Origin of the sequence: Kiloniella sp., from assembly GCF_048270245.1 — a bacterium.
In the GTDB taxonomy this organism is placed as follows: Bacteria; Pseudomonadota; Alphaproteobacteria; order Kiloniellales; family Kiloniellaceae; genus Kiloniella.
In genome coordinates this window covers 64,698-80,836 of record NZ_JBLWTH010000007.1, presented here as the reverse complement: position 1 = coordinate 80,836, position 16,139 = coordinate 64,698, and the positions used below count along the sequence as shown (strand labels likewise).

Annotated in this window: 18 protein-coding genes; 4 read left to right on the top strand and 14 right to left on the bottom strand. The window is 44.5% G+C overall.

Annotated features, from left to right (window positions below; all coding sequences use genetic code 11):
- Nucleotides 1–43: 43 nt before the first annotated feature.
- From rlmN to ACN0W5_RS15585, 3 genes are all read right to left on the bottom strand, one after another.
- Nucleotides 44–1,282, bottom strand: a complete 1,239-nt coding sequence (rlmN, locus tag ACN0W5_RS15595) for a 23S rRNA (adenine(2503)-C(2))-methyltransferase RlmN (protein ID WP_417455007.1) — start codon at nucleotides 1,280–1,282, stop codon at nucleotides 44–46.
- Nucleotides 1,283–1,513: 231 nt separating this feature from the next.
- Nucleotides 1,514–2,059, bottom strand: coding sequence for an invasion associated locus B family protein (locus tag ACN0W5_RS15590; protein WP_417455006.1), 546 nt, complete (start codon nucleotides 2,057–2,059; stop codon nucleotides 1,514–1,516).
- Between the two features lie 141 nt (nucleotides 2,060–2,200).
- The gene (locus tag ACN0W5_RS15585) at nucleotides 2,201–2,734 is read right to left on the bottom strand and encodes an RNA methyltransferase (protein ID WP_299375839.1); all 534 of its coding nucleotides are present in this window, start codon (nucleotides 2,732–2,734) and stop codon (nucleotides 2,201–2,203) included.
- A gap of 159 nt (nucleotides 2,735–2,893) precedes the next feature.
- Here ACN0W5_RS15585 and ACN0W5_RS15580 point away from each other — a divergent pair, with 159 nt between their 5' ends.
- The 3 genes from ACN0W5_RS15580 (at nucleotide 2,894) to ACN0W5_RS15570 (ending at nucleotide 6,338) form a co-directional block, all read left to right on the top strand.
- Nucleotides 2,894–3,946 (top strand): asparaginase, encoded by a 1,053-nt coding sequence (locus ACN0W5_RS15580; RefSeq protein WP_417455005.1) that lies wholly within the window; start codon nucleotides 2,894–2,896, stop codon nucleotides 3,944–3,946.
- Between the two features lie 112 nt (nucleotides 3,947–4,058).
- Nucleotides 4,059–5,315, top strand: a complete 1,257-nt coding sequence (locus tag ACN0W5_RS15575; RefSeq protein WP_417455092.1) for a class I SAM-dependent methyltransferase — start codon at nucleotides 4,059–4,061, stop codon at nucleotides 5,313–5,315.
- An 81-nt stretch (nucleotides 5,316–5,396) separates the two neighbouring features.
- Nucleotides 5,397–6,338 (top strand): DMT family transporter, encoded by a 942-nt coding sequence (locus ACN0W5_RS15570; RefSeq protein WP_417455004.1) that lies wholly within the window; start codon nucleotides 5,397–5,399, stop codon nucleotides 6,336–6,338.
- A gap of 24 nt (nucleotides 6,339–6,362) precedes the next feature.
- On the opposite strand, the gene ACN0W5_RS15565 is transcribed toward ACN0W5_RS15570, so the two are convergent.
- The 3 genes from ACN0W5_RS15565 to ACN0W5_RS15555 all read right to left on the bottom strand — a co-directional run bounded on the left by ACN0W5_RS15565 (nucleotide 6,363) and on the right by ACN0W5_RS15555 (nucleotide 7,937).
- Nucleotides 6,363–7,085: a substrate-binding periplasmic protein gene (locus ACN0W5_RS15565; protein WP_417455003.1), complete on the bottom strand. Its 723-nt coding sequence runs from the start codon at nucleotides 7,083–7,085 to the stop codon at nucleotides 6,363–6,365.
- A gap of 110 nt (nucleotides 7,086–7,195) precedes the next feature.
- Nucleotides 7,196–7,570 (bottom strand): YkvA family protein, encoded by a 375-nt coding sequence (locus tag ACN0W5_RS15560; protein WP_417455002.1) that lies wholly within the window; start codon nucleotides 7,568–7,570, stop codon nucleotides 7,196–7,198.
- A gap of 55 nt (nucleotides 7,571–7,625) precedes the next feature.
- Complete coding sequence (locus ACN0W5_RS15555) at nucleotides 7,626–7,937, bottom strand: 4a-hydroxytetrahydrobiopterin dehydratase (RefSeq protein WP_417455001.1); 312 nt, start codon at nucleotides 7,935–7,937, stop codon at nucleotides 7,626–7,628.
- Between the two features lie 185 nt (nucleotides 7,938–8,122).
- Here ACN0W5_RS15555 and ACN0W5_RS15550 point away from each other — a divergent pair, with 185 nt between their 5' ends.
- Nucleotides 8,123–8,554 carry a metallopeptidase family protein gene (locus ACN0W5_RS15550; protein ID WP_047763928.1) on the top strand — a complete coding sequence of 144 codons (432 nt, stop codon included), beginning with the start codon at nucleotides 8,123–8,125 and terminating at the stop codon, nucleotides 8,552–8,554.
- 25 nt (nucleotides 8,555–8,579) lie between these two features.
- Here the strand turns inward: ACN0W5_RS15550 and ACN0W5_RS15545 are convergent, their stop codons facing one another.
- The 8 genes from ACN0W5_RS15545 to ACN0W5_RS15510 form a co-directional block, all read right to left on the bottom strand.
- Nucleotides 8,580–9,164 carry a uracil-DNA glycosylase family protein gene (locus tag ACN0W5_RS15545; RefSeq protein WP_417455000.1) on the bottom strand — a complete coding sequence of 195 codons (585 nt, stop codon included), beginning with the start codon at nucleotides 9,162–9,164 and terminating at the stop codon, nucleotides 8,580–8,582.
- Between the two features lie 189 nt (nucleotides 9,165–9,353).
- Nucleotides 9,354–9,722: a glyoxalase gene (locus ACN0W5_RS15540; RefSeq protein WP_299375817.1), complete on the bottom strand. Its 369-nt coding sequence runs from the start codon at nucleotides 9,720–9,722 to the stop codon at nucleotides 9,354–9,356.
- Between the two features lie 39 nt (nucleotides 9,723–9,761).
- Complete coding sequence (locus ACN0W5_RS15535; RefSeq protein ID WP_417454999.1) at nucleotides 9,762–10,817, bottom strand: dipeptidase; 1,056 nt, start codon at nucleotides 10,815–10,817, stop codon at nucleotides 9,762–9,764.
- A gap of 40 nt (nucleotides 10,818–10,857) precedes the next feature.
- Nucleotides 10,858–11,652, bottom strand: a complete 795-nt coding sequence (locus ACN0W5_RS15530; RefSeq protein WP_417454998.1) for an ABC transporter ATP-binding protein — start codon at nucleotides 11,650–11,652, stop codon at nucleotides 10,858–10,860.
- Entirely contained in the window at nucleotides 11,639–12,499 is an 861-nt protein-coding gene (locus tag ACN0W5_RS15525) for an ABC transporter ATP-binding protein (protein ID WP_299375812.1), read from the bottom strand. The genes ACN0W5_RS15530 and ACN0W5_RS15525 overlap by 14 nt, the downstream gene beginning before the upstream one ends.
- Nucleotides 12,496–13,425, bottom strand: a complete 930-nt coding sequence (locus tag ACN0W5_RS15520; RefSeq protein WP_417430609.1) for an ABC transporter permease — start codon at nucleotides 13,423–13,425, stop codon at nucleotides 12,496–12,498. Before ACN0W5_RS15520 ends, ACN0W5_RS15525 begins: the two co-directional genes overlap by 4 nt.
- A gap of 1 nt (nucleotide 13,426) precedes the next feature.
- Nucleotides 13,427–14,494: an ABC transporter permease gene (locus tag ACN0W5_RS15515; protein ID WP_417454997.1), complete on the bottom strand. Its 1,068-nt coding sequence runs from the start codon at nucleotides 14,492–14,494 to the stop codon at nucleotides 13,427–13,429.
- Nucleotides 14,495–14,500: 6 nt separating this feature from the next.
- A complete protein-coding gene (locus tag ACN0W5_RS15510) occupies nucleotides 14,501–16,102 on the bottom strand; it encodes an ABC transporter substrate-binding protein (protein WP_417454996.1) in 1,602 nt (533 codons plus the stop codon).
- Nucleotides 16,103–16,139 lie beyond the last annotated feature (37 nt).

Genomic DNA, 16,139 nt, shown 5'->3' with positions numbered 1-16,139 from the left:
ACGCAAAAGAAGGTCCGTAAATCCCAGGCTTTCTTTTGTTCTATTATTCTGCGGCACAGGGTTTCTTGGTTTTACGCTTTCTTTCCGATTCAGATTTCAACTGACCACAGGCGGCAAGAATGTCTTCGCCTCGTGTTGTACGGATCGGCGCTGACACACCCTTTTCAAAAAGATAATTCGAAAAACGGCGGATCTGATTGTTTGAAGAACACTCAAAAAACGATCCTGGCCAAGGGTTAAAAGGAATCAAATTAATTTTTGCCGGAATACCCTTTAGAATTTGAAGCAGTTTCTTTGCATCTTCCATAGAATCGTTCACATCCTTGAGCATAACATACTCAAAAGTAATGCGACGGGAATTACTGACACCCGGATATTCACGACAAGCATCCAACAGCTCTTTTAGGGGATACTTGTTATTGATTGGCATAATCTTGCTTCTGGTCTCGTCGTCAACCGCATGAAGAGAAACAGCAAGATTTACACCTAAATCAACACCACAACGTCGAATTTCAGGTACAACGCCAGATGTTGAAAGTGTAATGCGTCGTCTTGAGATGGTCAGCCCTTCTCCATCCATAACGATCTTCAAAGCCGCTTTTACATTTTCATAGTTATAAAGTGGTTCCCCCATTCCCATCATCACAATGTTTGTCACCCGCCGTCCGGGCGCAGAGCTTGGCCATTCTTCCATGGCATCTCTGGCATGAATGATTTGGGAGACAATTTCATTGGGGGATAGATTACGAACCAGCGGCTGCGTGCCTGTGTGACAGAACTTACAGGTCAAAGTACAGCCAACCTGCGATGAAACACAGAGCGTGCCGCGATCATCCTCAGGAATAAAGACCGTCTCGACTTCATTTCCATCGGGAAAACGAAGGAGCCATTTGCGCGTCCCATCAACCGAGATTAGGTCTTCAACAATTTCCGGGCGCCCCACAACATATCCGGCTTCCAGCTTTTCTCGAAAGGGTTTGCCCAAAGACGTCATGTCTTCAAAGGACGCAGCGCCGCGATTATAAATCCATTGCCACAGTTGTTTAGCACGAAACTTCGCTTCACCAAGGCTGAGAACTTCAGCCTCTAATTCTTCGCGGGACAACCCCACCAATATCTTCCGACCATCCGCAGCATGTGACGACGGAGGAGCAAAGGCTTTCGCGTGCCCTCGAGAACCTGCATTACTTGCCTGCGCACTCTGAACTTGCGCTTTGGCAGTATTTTCAACTTCTTGGGTCGTCTCTACCGTATTTTCAGTGATTTTCGGTGCTGTGGTCATAGCTCATCAATCCTTATGGCAGATATTTTATCTGCGATTGAGGCTTAAATAAAGCGAGTCACTTCCGGGTTCAAGCGGATTCGCTCTGCAGTAACTGCATAACAGCCGCTTGCTGCGGGTTAAAATGCCGTCATTGCCCCCAATGACGGCGACAGCTTTCTATAAATTTATCAATCTATAAGTAACTGTTCTATCCCGATCAAAACAGCCACTTGCAGAGTATCAAGGATATTATTTTTTACCACACGCCTGATTAATCGCGCGATAAGCCGCTGAAAACCCACTTAAAGAGTAAGTATCTTTGGTTTTTGTACCACGGCCAGAAACGCCACGTACAATAAGACTGGACCCTTTGATCATCGCCTTGATAGCCTTCTGATCATCTTCTTGATTATAAGCCCAAGCACTGTCCCCAGCGGTAAAGAATTTATAGCTGCTTTTACCCACACTGAGAGTTACTTGAGAATCCGGGCGATAGCTATAACCAGCCTGGATAGAAATTTCATCCCAGCGCTTTTCAGCTGCTCTGTGGGATACAACCAGATAAATATCGCCACGTTTTTTGTAATTCCCTTCAGCTTTCTTCGGAACCGAGTTCATAAAACAAACTTTATGACCATTTTCTGTATAGCTGTAAGAAGTCCAATCCTTGTGCTGTCCGATAGCTTTAATTCCCTGGGCAGAACTTGGTGTCGCAGTAAAAGCAGACAGACCAAAGGAAACGGATACCATAAGAGCCATAGGAATGGCGGATTTCATTGACAATAGCTTACTCATTATTTTCCCAGTTTATTCTAAATATCCAGTTACTCTAATACTCTGCGCTGTATAATATTCTGCGCGATAAATTCTTAATCTCAAGCATTAAGCCACAAAATAGGTAATTCTAAGGCAGGTCTTTTAATTTCGTCCAGCCTGTTAATCTTTTTTTGTTCGAATGATCTGACGACCCTGAACATGTTTGGGTAGAGGAACCGCCGCAGCCCTTGAATTAACAGGCCGTCCCGGGAACCTACCCATAGAAATCAATCTGTCATAAAGCACGATTGCACCTGCTACGCCAACATTCACACAAAACTTCATTGGAATTTTCACAATAAAGTCACAGCGTTCTTGCATTTCAGGGGACAAAGATCCTTTTTCGGGACCTAAAACATAAGCCGCCTGTGTTGGGTGACGAAAACTTGGAAGCTCAATTGATTCGTCTGTAAGCTCAACCCCAACCAATTGAACACCCTTTGGCAGTACCATCTCCTCGACACTGTCAAAGTTATAAAGCGGCAAAGTCTTTGCGGCATCCGATGTATCAGATTGTTTGACCTGTTTTGCATCGTAATGCGGTGCAACTGTAAAAAAGAAACTTGCTCCAAAGCTATGCGCTGACCGAAGCAAATTCCCCAAATTCATGGGTTTGCTACCGCCCTCGACCCCCATGCCAAAAAATCCTCTCATGGTTCTCTCTGCCATAGTCTTAATTCAGGTCCTTCTTAAGCCTGTTAATCTTCATTATTTTGCGCCTATAATGCCTGCGTAAAATAAGTGGGTGGTTGAGCCCCTCGGTTCAGAGTAGTTCTGAATTGAGCCTCGTGTTCTTAACATAAGAGTTTTCTAGTGTCCGATTTAACAAAAAACAACAGCTCATCCTCAAATGAGGGTCAAAATAACCCGATTATGGTCGAAGTGACCCGGGGAAATATGGTCGAAAGTATTCATCGTGCATCTTATGCCGTTGTGGATACGGATGGAAAAGTTGTTTTATCTGGTGGTGATTATGAAAAAGTCACCTATGGCCGCTCAGCCATAAAATGCATGCAGGCTCTCCCCCTTATTGAAAGTGGTGCCGCAGATGCGTTCAATCTAACCGATGCAGAAATATCTATTGCCTGTGCCAGCCATGACGGCCAGCCAGAACACGTTGAAACCGTTAAAAAGTGGTTGAACAAAATTGGCTGTACCGAAGACGATCTGGAATGCGGATCTCACCTTCCCTACCATGTCCCTTCAATGGTTGATCTTTTGAGAAATGGTGGTACAGAAACAACGTTGCACAATAACTGTTCCGGCAAACATGTTGGCTTCCTAACTGTCTGCAAACAATTGGGCTTCGACCTCAAAGGCTATGTAAAATACGACCATCCTTTGCAACAACGCATCCTTGGCGCAATGGAAACCATGTGCGGCATGGATCTAGGTGATGCCCCTCGCGGCATCGATGGTTGTGGCATTCCGGTTATTGGGGCGCCCCTTGCGAACATCGCTCTGGCCATGGCGCGCTTTGCCGACCCTTCCGATCAACCAGAAGCACGTCAGGAAGCTTGCCAACGAATTAACAAAGCCATTGCAGCAGAGCCCTTCATGATTGCGGGGTCGGATAGGTTCTGTACAAAAATTGTTGAGGCAACCAAAGGTCGTGCCTTGATTAAAACGGGAGCCGAAGGTGTTTACACAGGTATAATTCCGGAACTCGGATTAGGTATCGCTCTTAAAGCAGATGATGGGGTTACACGCTCTGCCGAGACAGTTATCGGTATGATTTTAAAGCATCTAAAGATTATTGATGGCCCCCTAGCCCAAGAAATGAAAGACGTACTGGAGCCTCCTTTGTTTAACCGTGCTGGAATACAGGTTGGTCAAGTTAGAGCCGCGCAAAACGTTCGCTTCTAAAAAACAAGACCTCTTCTCTTAAGCTATTGCCTATAAGAGAAGGGGCTTCTTCTAATGAAATACAGATACAGCTGCCCATTATAAATCTGCCAGAGGAATCGGCTTGACCAAGATGACCGTTCAGCCAGAAGTTCAAGATCAATATGAAGCCTATCCCTATCCGTCCAGAAATCCGGCGGATGAACATAAACGCTTAATCACAGGTTCCCCGAGTAATCTCGCTGAACTTAATCACTATCTTTTTGCTGGTAAGAGAAACTTCTCCAACCCCTTCAGAGCATTGGTTGCGGGTGGCGGCACGGGTGACGCTACTATTATGCTTGCCCAGCAGCTGGCTGATGCATCCGACGATGGACAAGGTCAACCAGGACAAGTTACCTATCTTGATCTTTCGTCAGCATCACGGGACATCGTAGAAGCAAGAGCAAAGGAACGTGGCCTAAATAATATAACGTTCCTGAGCGGATCATTGCTCGATTTACCAAACCTTACTTTAGAGCCTTTTGACTACATAGATTGCTGTGGCGTCCTTCACCATCTCTCCTCCCCGGAACAGGGATTGCGAGCTCTGACCTCTGTTCTCAAGGAAAATGGTGGTATGGGCATAATGGTTTATGGGGAATATGGGCGTGAAGGCGTTTACCCTATGCAAGACCTTCTGCGCAACCTGAGTGGAGATTGTTCAAGTCTAGCCGAAAAGGTAAAACTGACCCGACGTCTTTTGGAAAAACTGCCCCCAACGAACAGCTTTAACCGCAACCCCTTTGTCATTGATCACAAAGCGAGTGATGCAGAGCTTGTCGACCTCCTTTTACATAGCTGTGACAGAGCCTACACCGTTTCACAAATTTCCGACCTCGTCGCCTCATCCGGATTAGAACTAACCGCGTTTGTCGAACCAATTCGCTACAAAATTGATACCTATGTAAAAGACGCAAAACTTCTTCAGCATGCACATGCATTGACCCCTTTAGAACAGGCTGCTGTAGCTGAAAAACTTGCCAGTAATATGAAACTGCATGTCTTCTATCTATCTCGCCAAAAAAATACGATTGCTGATCTATCGCAAGCAGAAAGGGCAATCCCAGTTTTTCGCGAGATGCAGCCCAATGCCATTGCTGAAAGCCTAAAAAAATCGACCACGCTTAAAAGCAACCTTGATGGCATTCCGCTTAACCTTACTTTACCGCGACTGTCTGCTGCGATAGCAAAAAGATGTGATGGTAAGAAAAATCTGTCCGAGATTTATACCGAGCTGAAAGAGCTGGATGCACGATTGGAATGGGACAAGTTCTTACAACAGTTTAAAGAGTTTTATATGGTCTTCAATGACTTGAACCATCTGCTTCTCAGGTATGAAGATAATTGAATTTATTCACTTAAAACATGACAATCCCTTTTGGGTACAGTAGGCTTCAAGTCCTCTCCAGCCCCCAAGGCGTCTATTTTTATGTCCCATTTCAAAAACATTCCGGCTCCTTTACAAGGAGCCCTTTTGGTTGTCCTTGCGACTTTCGGCTTTTCAATTATGAACCTACTTGTTCGTATTGCCGCAGAAGAGCTACCTCTATTCGAAGTGACTTTTTTCCGTAATTTTTTTGCGTTTGTTTTTATGCTCCCCTGGATGCATAAAATTGGCTTCAAAGAACTCAAAACAAAGCATCTCAAATTACATTTTTTACGTTCTGCTGTGGGCATATCTGCAATGATTGTCTGGTTTGCCTCTGTAAGCTGGCTGCCGATGGCACAGGCCGTAGCTTTGAACTTCACCGTCCCCCTTTTTGCAACAATCGGGGCAGCACTTATTTTAAAAGAAGATGTTAAGCTTCGCCGTTGGGGCGCAACAATTATGGGGTTTGTGGGTGTGCTTATTATTGTACGCCCTGGGTACGGAGACTTCAGCCCCTTATTACTTCTACCCGTTTTAGCAGCCTTATTAATGGCAGGGTCGGTGATGATCGTCAAAACGCTCACCAAAACAGACTCTTCAAGCGTTACTGTCTTTTATACAACGATTTTTATGACCCTCTTATCTCTCTTACCAGCAATCTTTGTCTGGGAGTGGCCAAGTACCAATGTTTGGTATGCTGTTATTGGACTTGGTGTCATTGGCGCCCTAAGTAACTTGTTAATCACAAAAGCACTTTCAATTGCTGATGCGTCTGCCGTAATGCCCTTTGATTATGCCCGCCTCCCCTTTATGGCACTTATGGCCTTTCTTGCCTTTGGAGAAATTCCGGATATATGGACCTGGATTGGTGGTGGCGTAATCGCAATCTCGGCAATCTATATTGCACAGCGAGAAGCAAGTATTCGCAAAAAAGCTGACGCAGCGCTATCAAGTCGTAATACGGTCAAACCTGCAAGTAATTCACCCCAAGGCACGCTATAACTTTTAAATATACGTAAGGTTGCCTTAACTTGGATTTTCCACTGATTGTCGCTTACGAAGACGATCCAACGCAGCCTGCCACTTTTGAACCGTCGCAATCGAGGTACTTTTGGAGAAAGCCAGATACATATCATATTGCCCGATGAAAGCTGCCTCGCTGACCGTATCTTCGGAAACATCTTCCTCTTTAGCCATATAAGCCATGTAAGTGTCAGATGTTTCCAACAAATCATACCGTCCTTTTAGCAATAAAAATAAAGCTTTATTGACGTTTATAATTTTATTTAGGTTCTGAAACTTTAACGTTGTCAGCAATTCTTCACCTGCGCCACCTAACTGAACAGCGATATTACCAACCTTTCGAGCCTGCTCTAAGTTTTCTTTATTACTTCCCTGATAAAAGTGTTTATTCCCTTGTATTGTATAGAGACCAACACGAACGGTATAAAGTGGCCCAACCCATTGAAAAACGTCTTCTCTTTTTGGCGTTCTCACAATAGAAAAAATACCGACATCCGGCATTTCTTGTGCATATTTATAAGCACGAGCCCAAGGTAAAACCCTTATCTTGGGCTCCTCCCCAACCTCTGATGACAACTCTCGGATGATATTTGGGCCAATCCCCTTTAGTTCACCTTTTTCCAAATAATTGTATGGGGGGAAATCTTCTGTATAGAACTCGGTCGCGTTAACGTTCCCGATCGCAAAAAAGGAAAAGAACCAACAAAAATATATCCATTTAAACATAGCTACTTTCCCTGAGAATTCTCAGAATGCAATACCATAGTATGCAAAAAAAATTAGAAAATACCTAAGATTAAAAAGAAACTTGCTTTAAAATGTCAATTACCCGCTTCTTAATCGTTCACATCAAGCCAGACTTGCGCTTTCTCTTCATGCTCTGTGGTTATATGAGACTTCACAGAATTGATTGCAGCGATAAGAACCGAAATATCATCCGTAAAACCAAATGCGATAATAAAATCAGGAATTAAATCAGCGGGCACAACAAAATAGGCCAAGGCTGCCATTAAAATCGCTTTGGCTTTCAGCGGTGTCTTTCGATCAGTCGCACAGAAATACGCTGCCAAAAGCTTCTCTGAGAAGGTTATTTTTAAAGCGACTCTTTTAAGCTTCCTTAAAAAGCCTTTTTTAACAACCTTTTCATCCGCGGCCAGCAAAGCGGGCTCAGAATCTTCAGGATCTGGTTTTCGAAGCTGTATAAATCTCATATATCGAAGATGAGAGAGCAAGGCGTAGATTACAAGTCCTCACCCTCATGCCGATTTAGACTTTAGAAGCAAAAAGGTTCATTTTTTTCGCCAATTCAACATCCAAAGCTGATAGGCCATTACAATCATGTGTGGTCAGGACAATATCGACCTTGTTATAAACATTAAACCATTCAGGGTGATGCCCCATCTTTTCAGCAACAAGAGCCACACGGTTCATAAAGCCCCAAGCTTGATTAAAGGTTTTAAAGGTAAAAATCTTGCGAATAGCATCCCGGTCACTTTCCTGAGCCCACCCTTCTAGTTCCGGAAGAAGACTTGCTCTTTCGCTATCAGATAGCTTCGTGGGAATATTACGTTCCGGCATAATGAAAATCCTGTTTTACTGAAATTTGTTCTTTTTTTAACAATAGCATAGAATAATTTGATAGATGAACGGTGATTATGAAAAAAGGTGTTTGATTTTCCCTACGGTCTACGGGTAGGACTTTAAGATTGACAGCGCCTTTGAATCTATGCCTATTGCCGTCCTCGGTTAACTGGATTGAGAAAATGGGCCAACTTCATAACATAGAACGTTTTACGACTCCCCCAGAGATCAGTGATATTGAATCTCTGGCGCGTGAAGCCTATGCGCATATGCCTGATGAGCTCAGAGATGTCGCCAGCCAACTTAGAATAGAAGTTCAGGATTTCCCATCAGAATACATGATGGAAGCTATGGATTGTGAAACCCCTTTCGAAATTTTGGGGCTATATCAAGGTGTCGACCGCCGTTCTATGACTCAACAAAGTAGAGAGCTGAACGAAGAAAAAGATACTGTTTTCCTTTTCCGTCGCCCTATTCTTGATTTTTGGTGTGAAAACGGTGAAGACCTTAATCAGGTTGTCCGCCATGTATTGATCCACGAGATCGGTCACTATTTTGGCATGTCAGAAGACGATATGGACAAAATGGAAAGCCGTACGGTAAGTCTTTCTTAAGGCTCAGCATCGACATAGAACCCAACTAAACAAGTTCTTGCACGCGGTTACGCAATACAGGCAGCACATCATCTTCAAACCATGTATTTTTTTTGAGCCACATGGCTGAACGCCAACTCGGGTGTGGGGTAACAAAATAATCCGGTTGATATTCCTTCCATGCTTTTACTGTTTCCGTCAGTGTTTTTTTCTTTCCCTTGCCCAGATAATATTTTTGGGCGTATTGGCCTACCAATAATGTAATGTTCAAATTTGGTAATACGCCAAGCAATTTATCATGCCACAAAGGGGCGCATTCCGGTCGTGGTGGCGCATCGCCCCCTTTATCTAATCGTCCCGGATAACAAAATCCCATCGGCATAATTGCTATTTTTTCTGGGTCATAAAAAAGCTCTTTCTCAATCCGCAACCACTCTCGCAAACGATCACCCGAGGGATCATTCCAAGGAATACCTGTTTCGTGAACCCTGGTACCAGGGGCCTGTCCAATTATAAGAATTTTAGCTCTTAGAGAAATTTGCACAACAGGGCGGGGCCCCAAAGGAAGATCCTTGGCACAGTGCGTACAGGCACGCACGTCCCCTAATAGTTTGTCCAAAGCATTATCCATCAAGCTGCATTCTCCATAATAACAGGGCGTACGACATCCCCCACTATAAACTAACGAGAAGTAACAGACATCAAATCAATGTGATTGTCTTCTTGAAAAGGTATCATTGAAAATCTTCGAGCACTTTGGAATGGAAAACCTAGATGCCAAACATTCAAGCATCCTTTTCTTACTCAAAAGAGCTCTTAATCACGCACCCGTCTTTTGCATAAACTCAAGGCGGTTACCAAAGGTATCATTCACGAAAAACCTTTTATAACCTTCCAATTTATCATCCCATTGTACGGCAACATTATTAATAGCCAACTTGTCCGCCAGAAGATCAAGATCTTTTAAAAGAAAGGCAGGATGAGCCTTTTTCGCAGGTTGAAAATCTTGTTCTATGCCGAAATGAATTTGAAAAGAATCTGTACAAAACCAGACACCTCCTCTACCCGCTAAGCTTTCGGGTTTAGGGACTTCAGTCCAGCCCAGAATTGCTCCATAAAAATTTCGACATAAATCTTCACTATCGACAGGAATAGCTAATTGGACATGATCAAGACCTATCCAGTTCATACGATCCCCTCTTCGTTAAAAAAGTTACCGACAGAAATCCTAAATTCCAGTACGTTCGAGTACGGACAACCAATTTTCATGGGCAATTTTGTTGATTAATTTATCACCAAAGCCAGATTTCTTCAGTCCGTCCAGTAACTTAGGCAGACCTGTTGCATCCTTTATTGCATCTGGCACCAAGCACCCGTCAAAATCAGACCCAAGAGCAACACCATCTTCACCCAACTTATCAACAAGATAGGCTGCATGCCGGACCAAAACATCGATGGATGTGTTCACATCATGAGCACCATCGTCACGTAGGAAAGCAACATGGTAATTGATGCCCACAAGTCCTTTACTTTCTTTAACAGCATCCAACTGTTTATCCGTTAAATTTCGTGCAGAAGGGCATAAAGAATGTGCATTGGAATGGGACGCGACCAAAGGCTTGGTTGATAAATTAGCAACATCCCAGAAACCTTTTTCCGTGATGTGAGACAGATCAATCATAACGCCCATTTGGTTACAGTTCGCAACCAACTCGCGCCCCACATCGGTCAAACCAGTACCCGTATCAGGCGAACTGGGAAAAGCCATAGGAACTCCGTCCGCAAAAATATTTTTGCGGCTCCAGACCGGACCAATAGAACGAAGACCTGCGGCATAAAGGACTTCCAGAGCATATAGATCTTTATCAATTGCCTCGGCCCCTTCGATATGCATGATCATCGCAAGCTTGCCCACAGACATCGCTTTACGGGCCTCGGCAACCGACTTCGCAATAACGACCTGGCCATCACTCTCCCTTACCCAACGTCGTGCCATCGAAAACATTCGATTGGTAAAGTTAAGAGCTCCGGGCTGGTCAACAGGAGCAAAGTTAGCAGGATCTTCAGGATCAAACGGCACACCGGATGTATCATCATATTTAGAAGGAACAAACATCGCAAAAAGGCCACCTTGCAAGCCACCTTTTCGTGCCTTTGGCAGGTCAATATGCCCGCGCTCATTTTCAGAGAAAAAAGATACTTCTTTCGCTGTTCCTTCGTTCATGACATGGCGAAGTAAAGTATCATTATGCCCATCAAATACGGGAATAGGTAAAGCTGACATTAATCAATCCTGCTACATACAAATACAATAATATAAAATTTCAGGCTTCTGGTTGATAACCTTCACTGGCTTCTAGTAACTCACGGGTATATTCGTGTTCAGGTTTTGATTCACGCATCGTTTCGACATCCATAATCTCAACGATTTCACCGTGGCTCATAACCGCAATTTCATCACACATATGGGCAACAACTGCGAGATCATGGGTTACCAGAATATAGGTCAATTGACGCTTTTTACGAATATCCGAAAGCAAATTGAGAATTTCAGCCTGCACAGAAACATCCAGAGCAGATGTCGGTTCGTCCAACAACAGAATGTCTGGCTCCAACATCAAGGCCCGCGCAATTGCCACACGCTGTCGCTGACCACCAGATAACTGATGGGGATAGCGGAATCTGAACGAGGCCCCCAAACCAACATCAACCAAAGCCTGATTCACCCGGTCATCAATATTATCAAACTTGTGAAGTCGCAGCGGTTCCGACAATGTACGGTCTATACTGTGCCGGGGATGCAAAGACGCATAAGGGTCTTGAAAGACCATTTGAATCGTCCGGCAATAGGACATCTCTCGTTTTTTGCTGATTGGTTCGCCATTAACGGCAACAGTACCGTCCCAGCTTGGTACCAAGCCGCTTACCGCGCGAAGGACCGTGGATTTACCTGATCCGGATTCCCCTACGAGACCAAATGACCCCCCTGCTTCAACAGAGATAGAAACATCTTTTACCGCACGAAACCTTTCATGCCCTTCGCCAAAATAAACATTCAAATTTTGAATATCTAAAGCAACCGGGGCTTGGTTCAACTTTGTATTATCAGAGGAAGGCATCGACACTAGGGTCCTCTATCCATTTCGGGTCACGTTCAAGAACCGATAGCTGATCTTTGGGCTTGTGAATATCCGGCAAGGCATTAAGCAAGCCCCGCGTATAAGGATGTTTCGCATTTTGAAGTTCATCCGCGCGACAGGTTTCAACAATCCGGCCACCGTACATAATAATCACACGATCACAAAAGGATGCGACAAGGTTCAAATCATGGCTAATAAAAATCAAGCCCATACCTCGTTCTTGCACCAACTTATCCATGATCTGCAAAACACGGCGTTGAACGGTTACGTCCAAAGCTGATGTCGGCTCATCCGCAATTAATAGATCAGGTTCTGGAATCAACATCATGGCAATCATGATACGTTGTCCCATGCCGCCAGAAACCTCATGCGGATAGCTATCATAAACCCGCTCAGCATTACGAATTTGCACCGCATTCAGCATCGCAATAGACCTTTCCTTGGCCTCGGTCTTTGATGCATTTGTATGAACGCGATAAGCCTCGGATATCTGATCACCAACTTTCATCACCGGGTTCAGGGAAAATTTAGGATCCTGCATAACCAGAGAAATCTTATGTCCTCTGACATCACGCATTTCCTTTTCGCTTAGGGCTTGTAAATCCTGTCCATCAAAATGGATTTTCTTTGCTTCAACCTCACCCGGATGGCGGATCAACCGCAAAATCGACCGACCAGTCATAGATTTACCGGATCCGGATTCACCAACAATCCCTACGCGTTCTCGACCAACAGAGAAGGAAATGCCCCGAACGGCCTCTACAACACGTTTTTTAGACGCAAAACGCACCCAGAGATCTTCTACTTCTAAAAGTGGTTTACTCATGACTGTGCCTTCTTCGGATCGAGGATATCACGCAAGCCATCACCAAGCAGGTTGAACCCAAGAGAGACAATAAAGATCGCCAACCCAGGCATCGTCGCAATCCACCAATGGTCATGAATGAACTGTCGTCCAGAAGAAATCATCGCTCCCCATTCCGGACTAGGCGGTTGTGCGCCAAGACCGAGAAAACCAAGTCCAGCAGCTGTCAGAATAATGCCCGCCATATCCAACGTCACCCGTACAATCAACGAAGACATGCACATAGGCCAGATATGTCCCAGAATGATCCGTAATCGACCTGCCCCCTGAAGCTGAATGGCAGCAATATAGTCACTGTTTCGAATGGTCAGCGTTTCTGCCCGCGCAATACGGGCATAAGGTGGCCAAGCCGTCAAAGAAATGGCAAGAATTGCATTTTCGATCCCCGCACCCAAAGCAGATACAAATGCAAGTGCCAGAACAAGTCGGGGAAACGCAAGGAAGATATCAGTGATACGCATCAAGACCGTATCAACCCAACCGCCGAGATAGCCGGCTACAGTTCCAACCAACAGCCCAAAAACAGGCGCTGTAAAGGCAACCAATGCGACAATAAACAATGTTATCCGTGATCCGTATATTATACGGCTCCAGATATCGCGCCCAGAATCATCCGTCCCCAGAATATGTCCATCTGTAAATGGCGGCAGCAGTGTAGATTTTAAATTTTGAATAGAAGGATCATGGGTTGCCAATAACGGCGCAAAAATTGCCACCAAGATTAGCAAAACAATGATCATAAAGCCCAAAAACGCAAGACGGTTGGCAACAAGGGACTGCCACCCTGCATATAGCTGTACCATTTGGGCATGAAATCGTGATTCAGGGGACTCGCTGTTCAACCAGCCCTTCAATCCCTGATCGTACGATGTTGTATCTGTACTCATTCTAACGTGCCCTCGGATCAACAACTTTATATAGGAAATCAGACAAAAGATTGAGGCCGACAAAAATCAAACCAACGACAACTGTCCCGCCGATAACAGCATTCATATCGGCTGAAAGCAGAGCTGTTGTCAGATATGAGCCTAATCCAGGCCAAGCAAAGATAATCTCTGTCAAAACAGAGCCTTCTAGAAGGTTTGCATAGGAAAGAGCGATCACAGTTATCAAGGGGATCATGACATTACCCAATGCATGGCGCCAAATAACAGTTCGCTCTGAAAGGCCTTTGACTCGGGCCGTTGTAATATATTCTTGCGAAAGCTGCTCAAGCATAAAGGATCTGGTCATACGGCTTATATACGCCAGGGAATAATACCCAAGGATAGAAGCCGGAAGAATGATATGCGAGAAGGCATTCCAGAAAATATCAATATCGCCCTCGATAAGACTATCGATCAAAATTAATCCGGTTACGACAGGAATGATATCTTCGTAATAAACATCCAGCCGCCCAGGGCCACCGACCCAGTCCAACACGCCATAGAAAACAATAAGCCCGACAAGACCAATCCAGAAAATGGGCATGGAATAGCCAAAAAGGCCGACAAAACGAACAACTTGGTCCTGCCACTTTCCTTCGTGCACCGCAGCCATAACCCCCATTGGCACACCAAACAACACGCCAAAAATTGTGCCAACTGTTGCCAATTCAAGGGTAGCAGGAAAAACACGTAAAATGTCTTCGGATACAGGCCTTGCAGTTAGGTTGGAAGTACCAAAATCACCCACTGCGATCTGTTGTAAAAAGATCCCAAACTGAACCATCAGGGGCTTGTCTAAACCAAGGGACTTGTAAGCCGCATCATAAATTTCTTGCGACGCACGTTCGCCTACGATCGCCAAAACGGGATCGACGGGCATGACACGACCAATAATAAAAGTAACAAACAAAAGGCCAACTAAGGTGAGCAGCACAGTAAAAAGCACTGTGATCAAACTCTTAAGACGCTTTAGAAGCGGCACGGAAGACCCGCGCCGCTTCGGCGTCGCTGTATCAACAGCATCACTCATCAGATACTACTTTGTAACAGTCCAATAAACGACCTGAGAAACCGCAGAACCAGTATAGAATCCTTGAACATTGGTACGACGGCCAGTTTGTTCGTTCTTCTGGAACATTTCAACAAACGGTGAATTCATCTGATGCTCTTTTTGCATATCAACATACATCTGAGCACGTTTCACACTATCTGTTTCCTGAGCCGCGGCGATGGTTAAGGCGGTCATTTCCGGGATATCCCATGAATTACGCCAAGCCAATTTACCAGCGTGCGTTCCATTGTTGTCCGGGTTTGATGCAAATGTATCCGCATTTGTATGTGGATCCGGATAATCTGGTCCCCATGCCCCAACATAAATCTGGAAGTCACGTGCACGATATTTACCCAAAATCTGTTTACCAGTACCCTGGGTCAGACTAACGTTTATACCAGCTTGTTTGAAGGTATTCTGAACAGATTGAGCAATCTGAATACGTTCTTGCGCATTCCGTACAATGATTTCAACATCAAAACCATCTGCGTGACCAGCTTCGGCAAGTAGCTCCTTGCCTTTTGCTACATCCAGTTTAAATGGCTTGTCTTTCAGCTCACCCATATAGGTCAAAGGCAAGAAAGCTTGATGAACAACGTATTGACCTTTTAGGAAGGAATTCACCATTCCATCATAGTCGATCAGATAACGCAGCGCTTCACGTACTTTTGGTTTGGAAAGAATAGGATCCTTCTGGTTCATGGAAATATACATGATCCGACCACGCAGATCATTATCTACTGCCAAATCTGAATTATCAGAAATACCTTCGACATCAGTCGGATTTAGATTACGCGCAACGTCAATATCACCTTTTTCCAAAAGCAACCGCTGTGTTGATGATTCTGGAATATGACGAACGATAATCTTCTTCATTGTTGGCTTTGCTGCCCAGTAATCAGCATTAACTTTCAGGTTATATGACTGGTTAGGCTTCCAGTTAACCAAAGAATAGGCACCTGATCCTGCTGAATTAGTTTGCAACCATTTATTACCCCAGTCACCGTCAACTTCGTGAGACTGAACCAGTTTTGAATCAACAATAGATGAAACCACTGCGGCAAAACAGTTCAACACAAAAGAAGGGGCATATTTTTTGTCAGTTGTCACAACAAGCGTATTATCATCTGTCGCTTTGATTGTTGCATCAACATTATCAGCGTTAAAACCGAACTGTGTCAGGATAAAAGACGGTGTCTTTTTCATAACGACAGCACGACGAAGAGAATATTCTGCATCGTGCGCTGTAATATCATTACCCGAATGGAACTTACGACCTTTGGCAATTTTAAACGTAAAGGTTTTGCCATCTTCACTGATCGTCCAGCTTTCGGCCAAACCAGGCTGATATCCTTTGGATAGATCTGCAGGATCAAAGGTTACAAGCTTGTCGTAAACATTATTGGAATAATCAGACCCGGCAAATTCAAACAAATCGTGCGGATCAAGTGATGTAATGTCATCAATACGATTGGCAATTACGAGTACGTTATCTGGTGTTCCAGCATAAGTAGCAGTCGCCGATAATGCAGAAACAGAAACAGCCGTGGCAAACGCCAGACCTTTCAATAAATTCTTTATCTTCACTTTGGACTCCCTGTATTAGATGCGCCGCTTTTTGGAA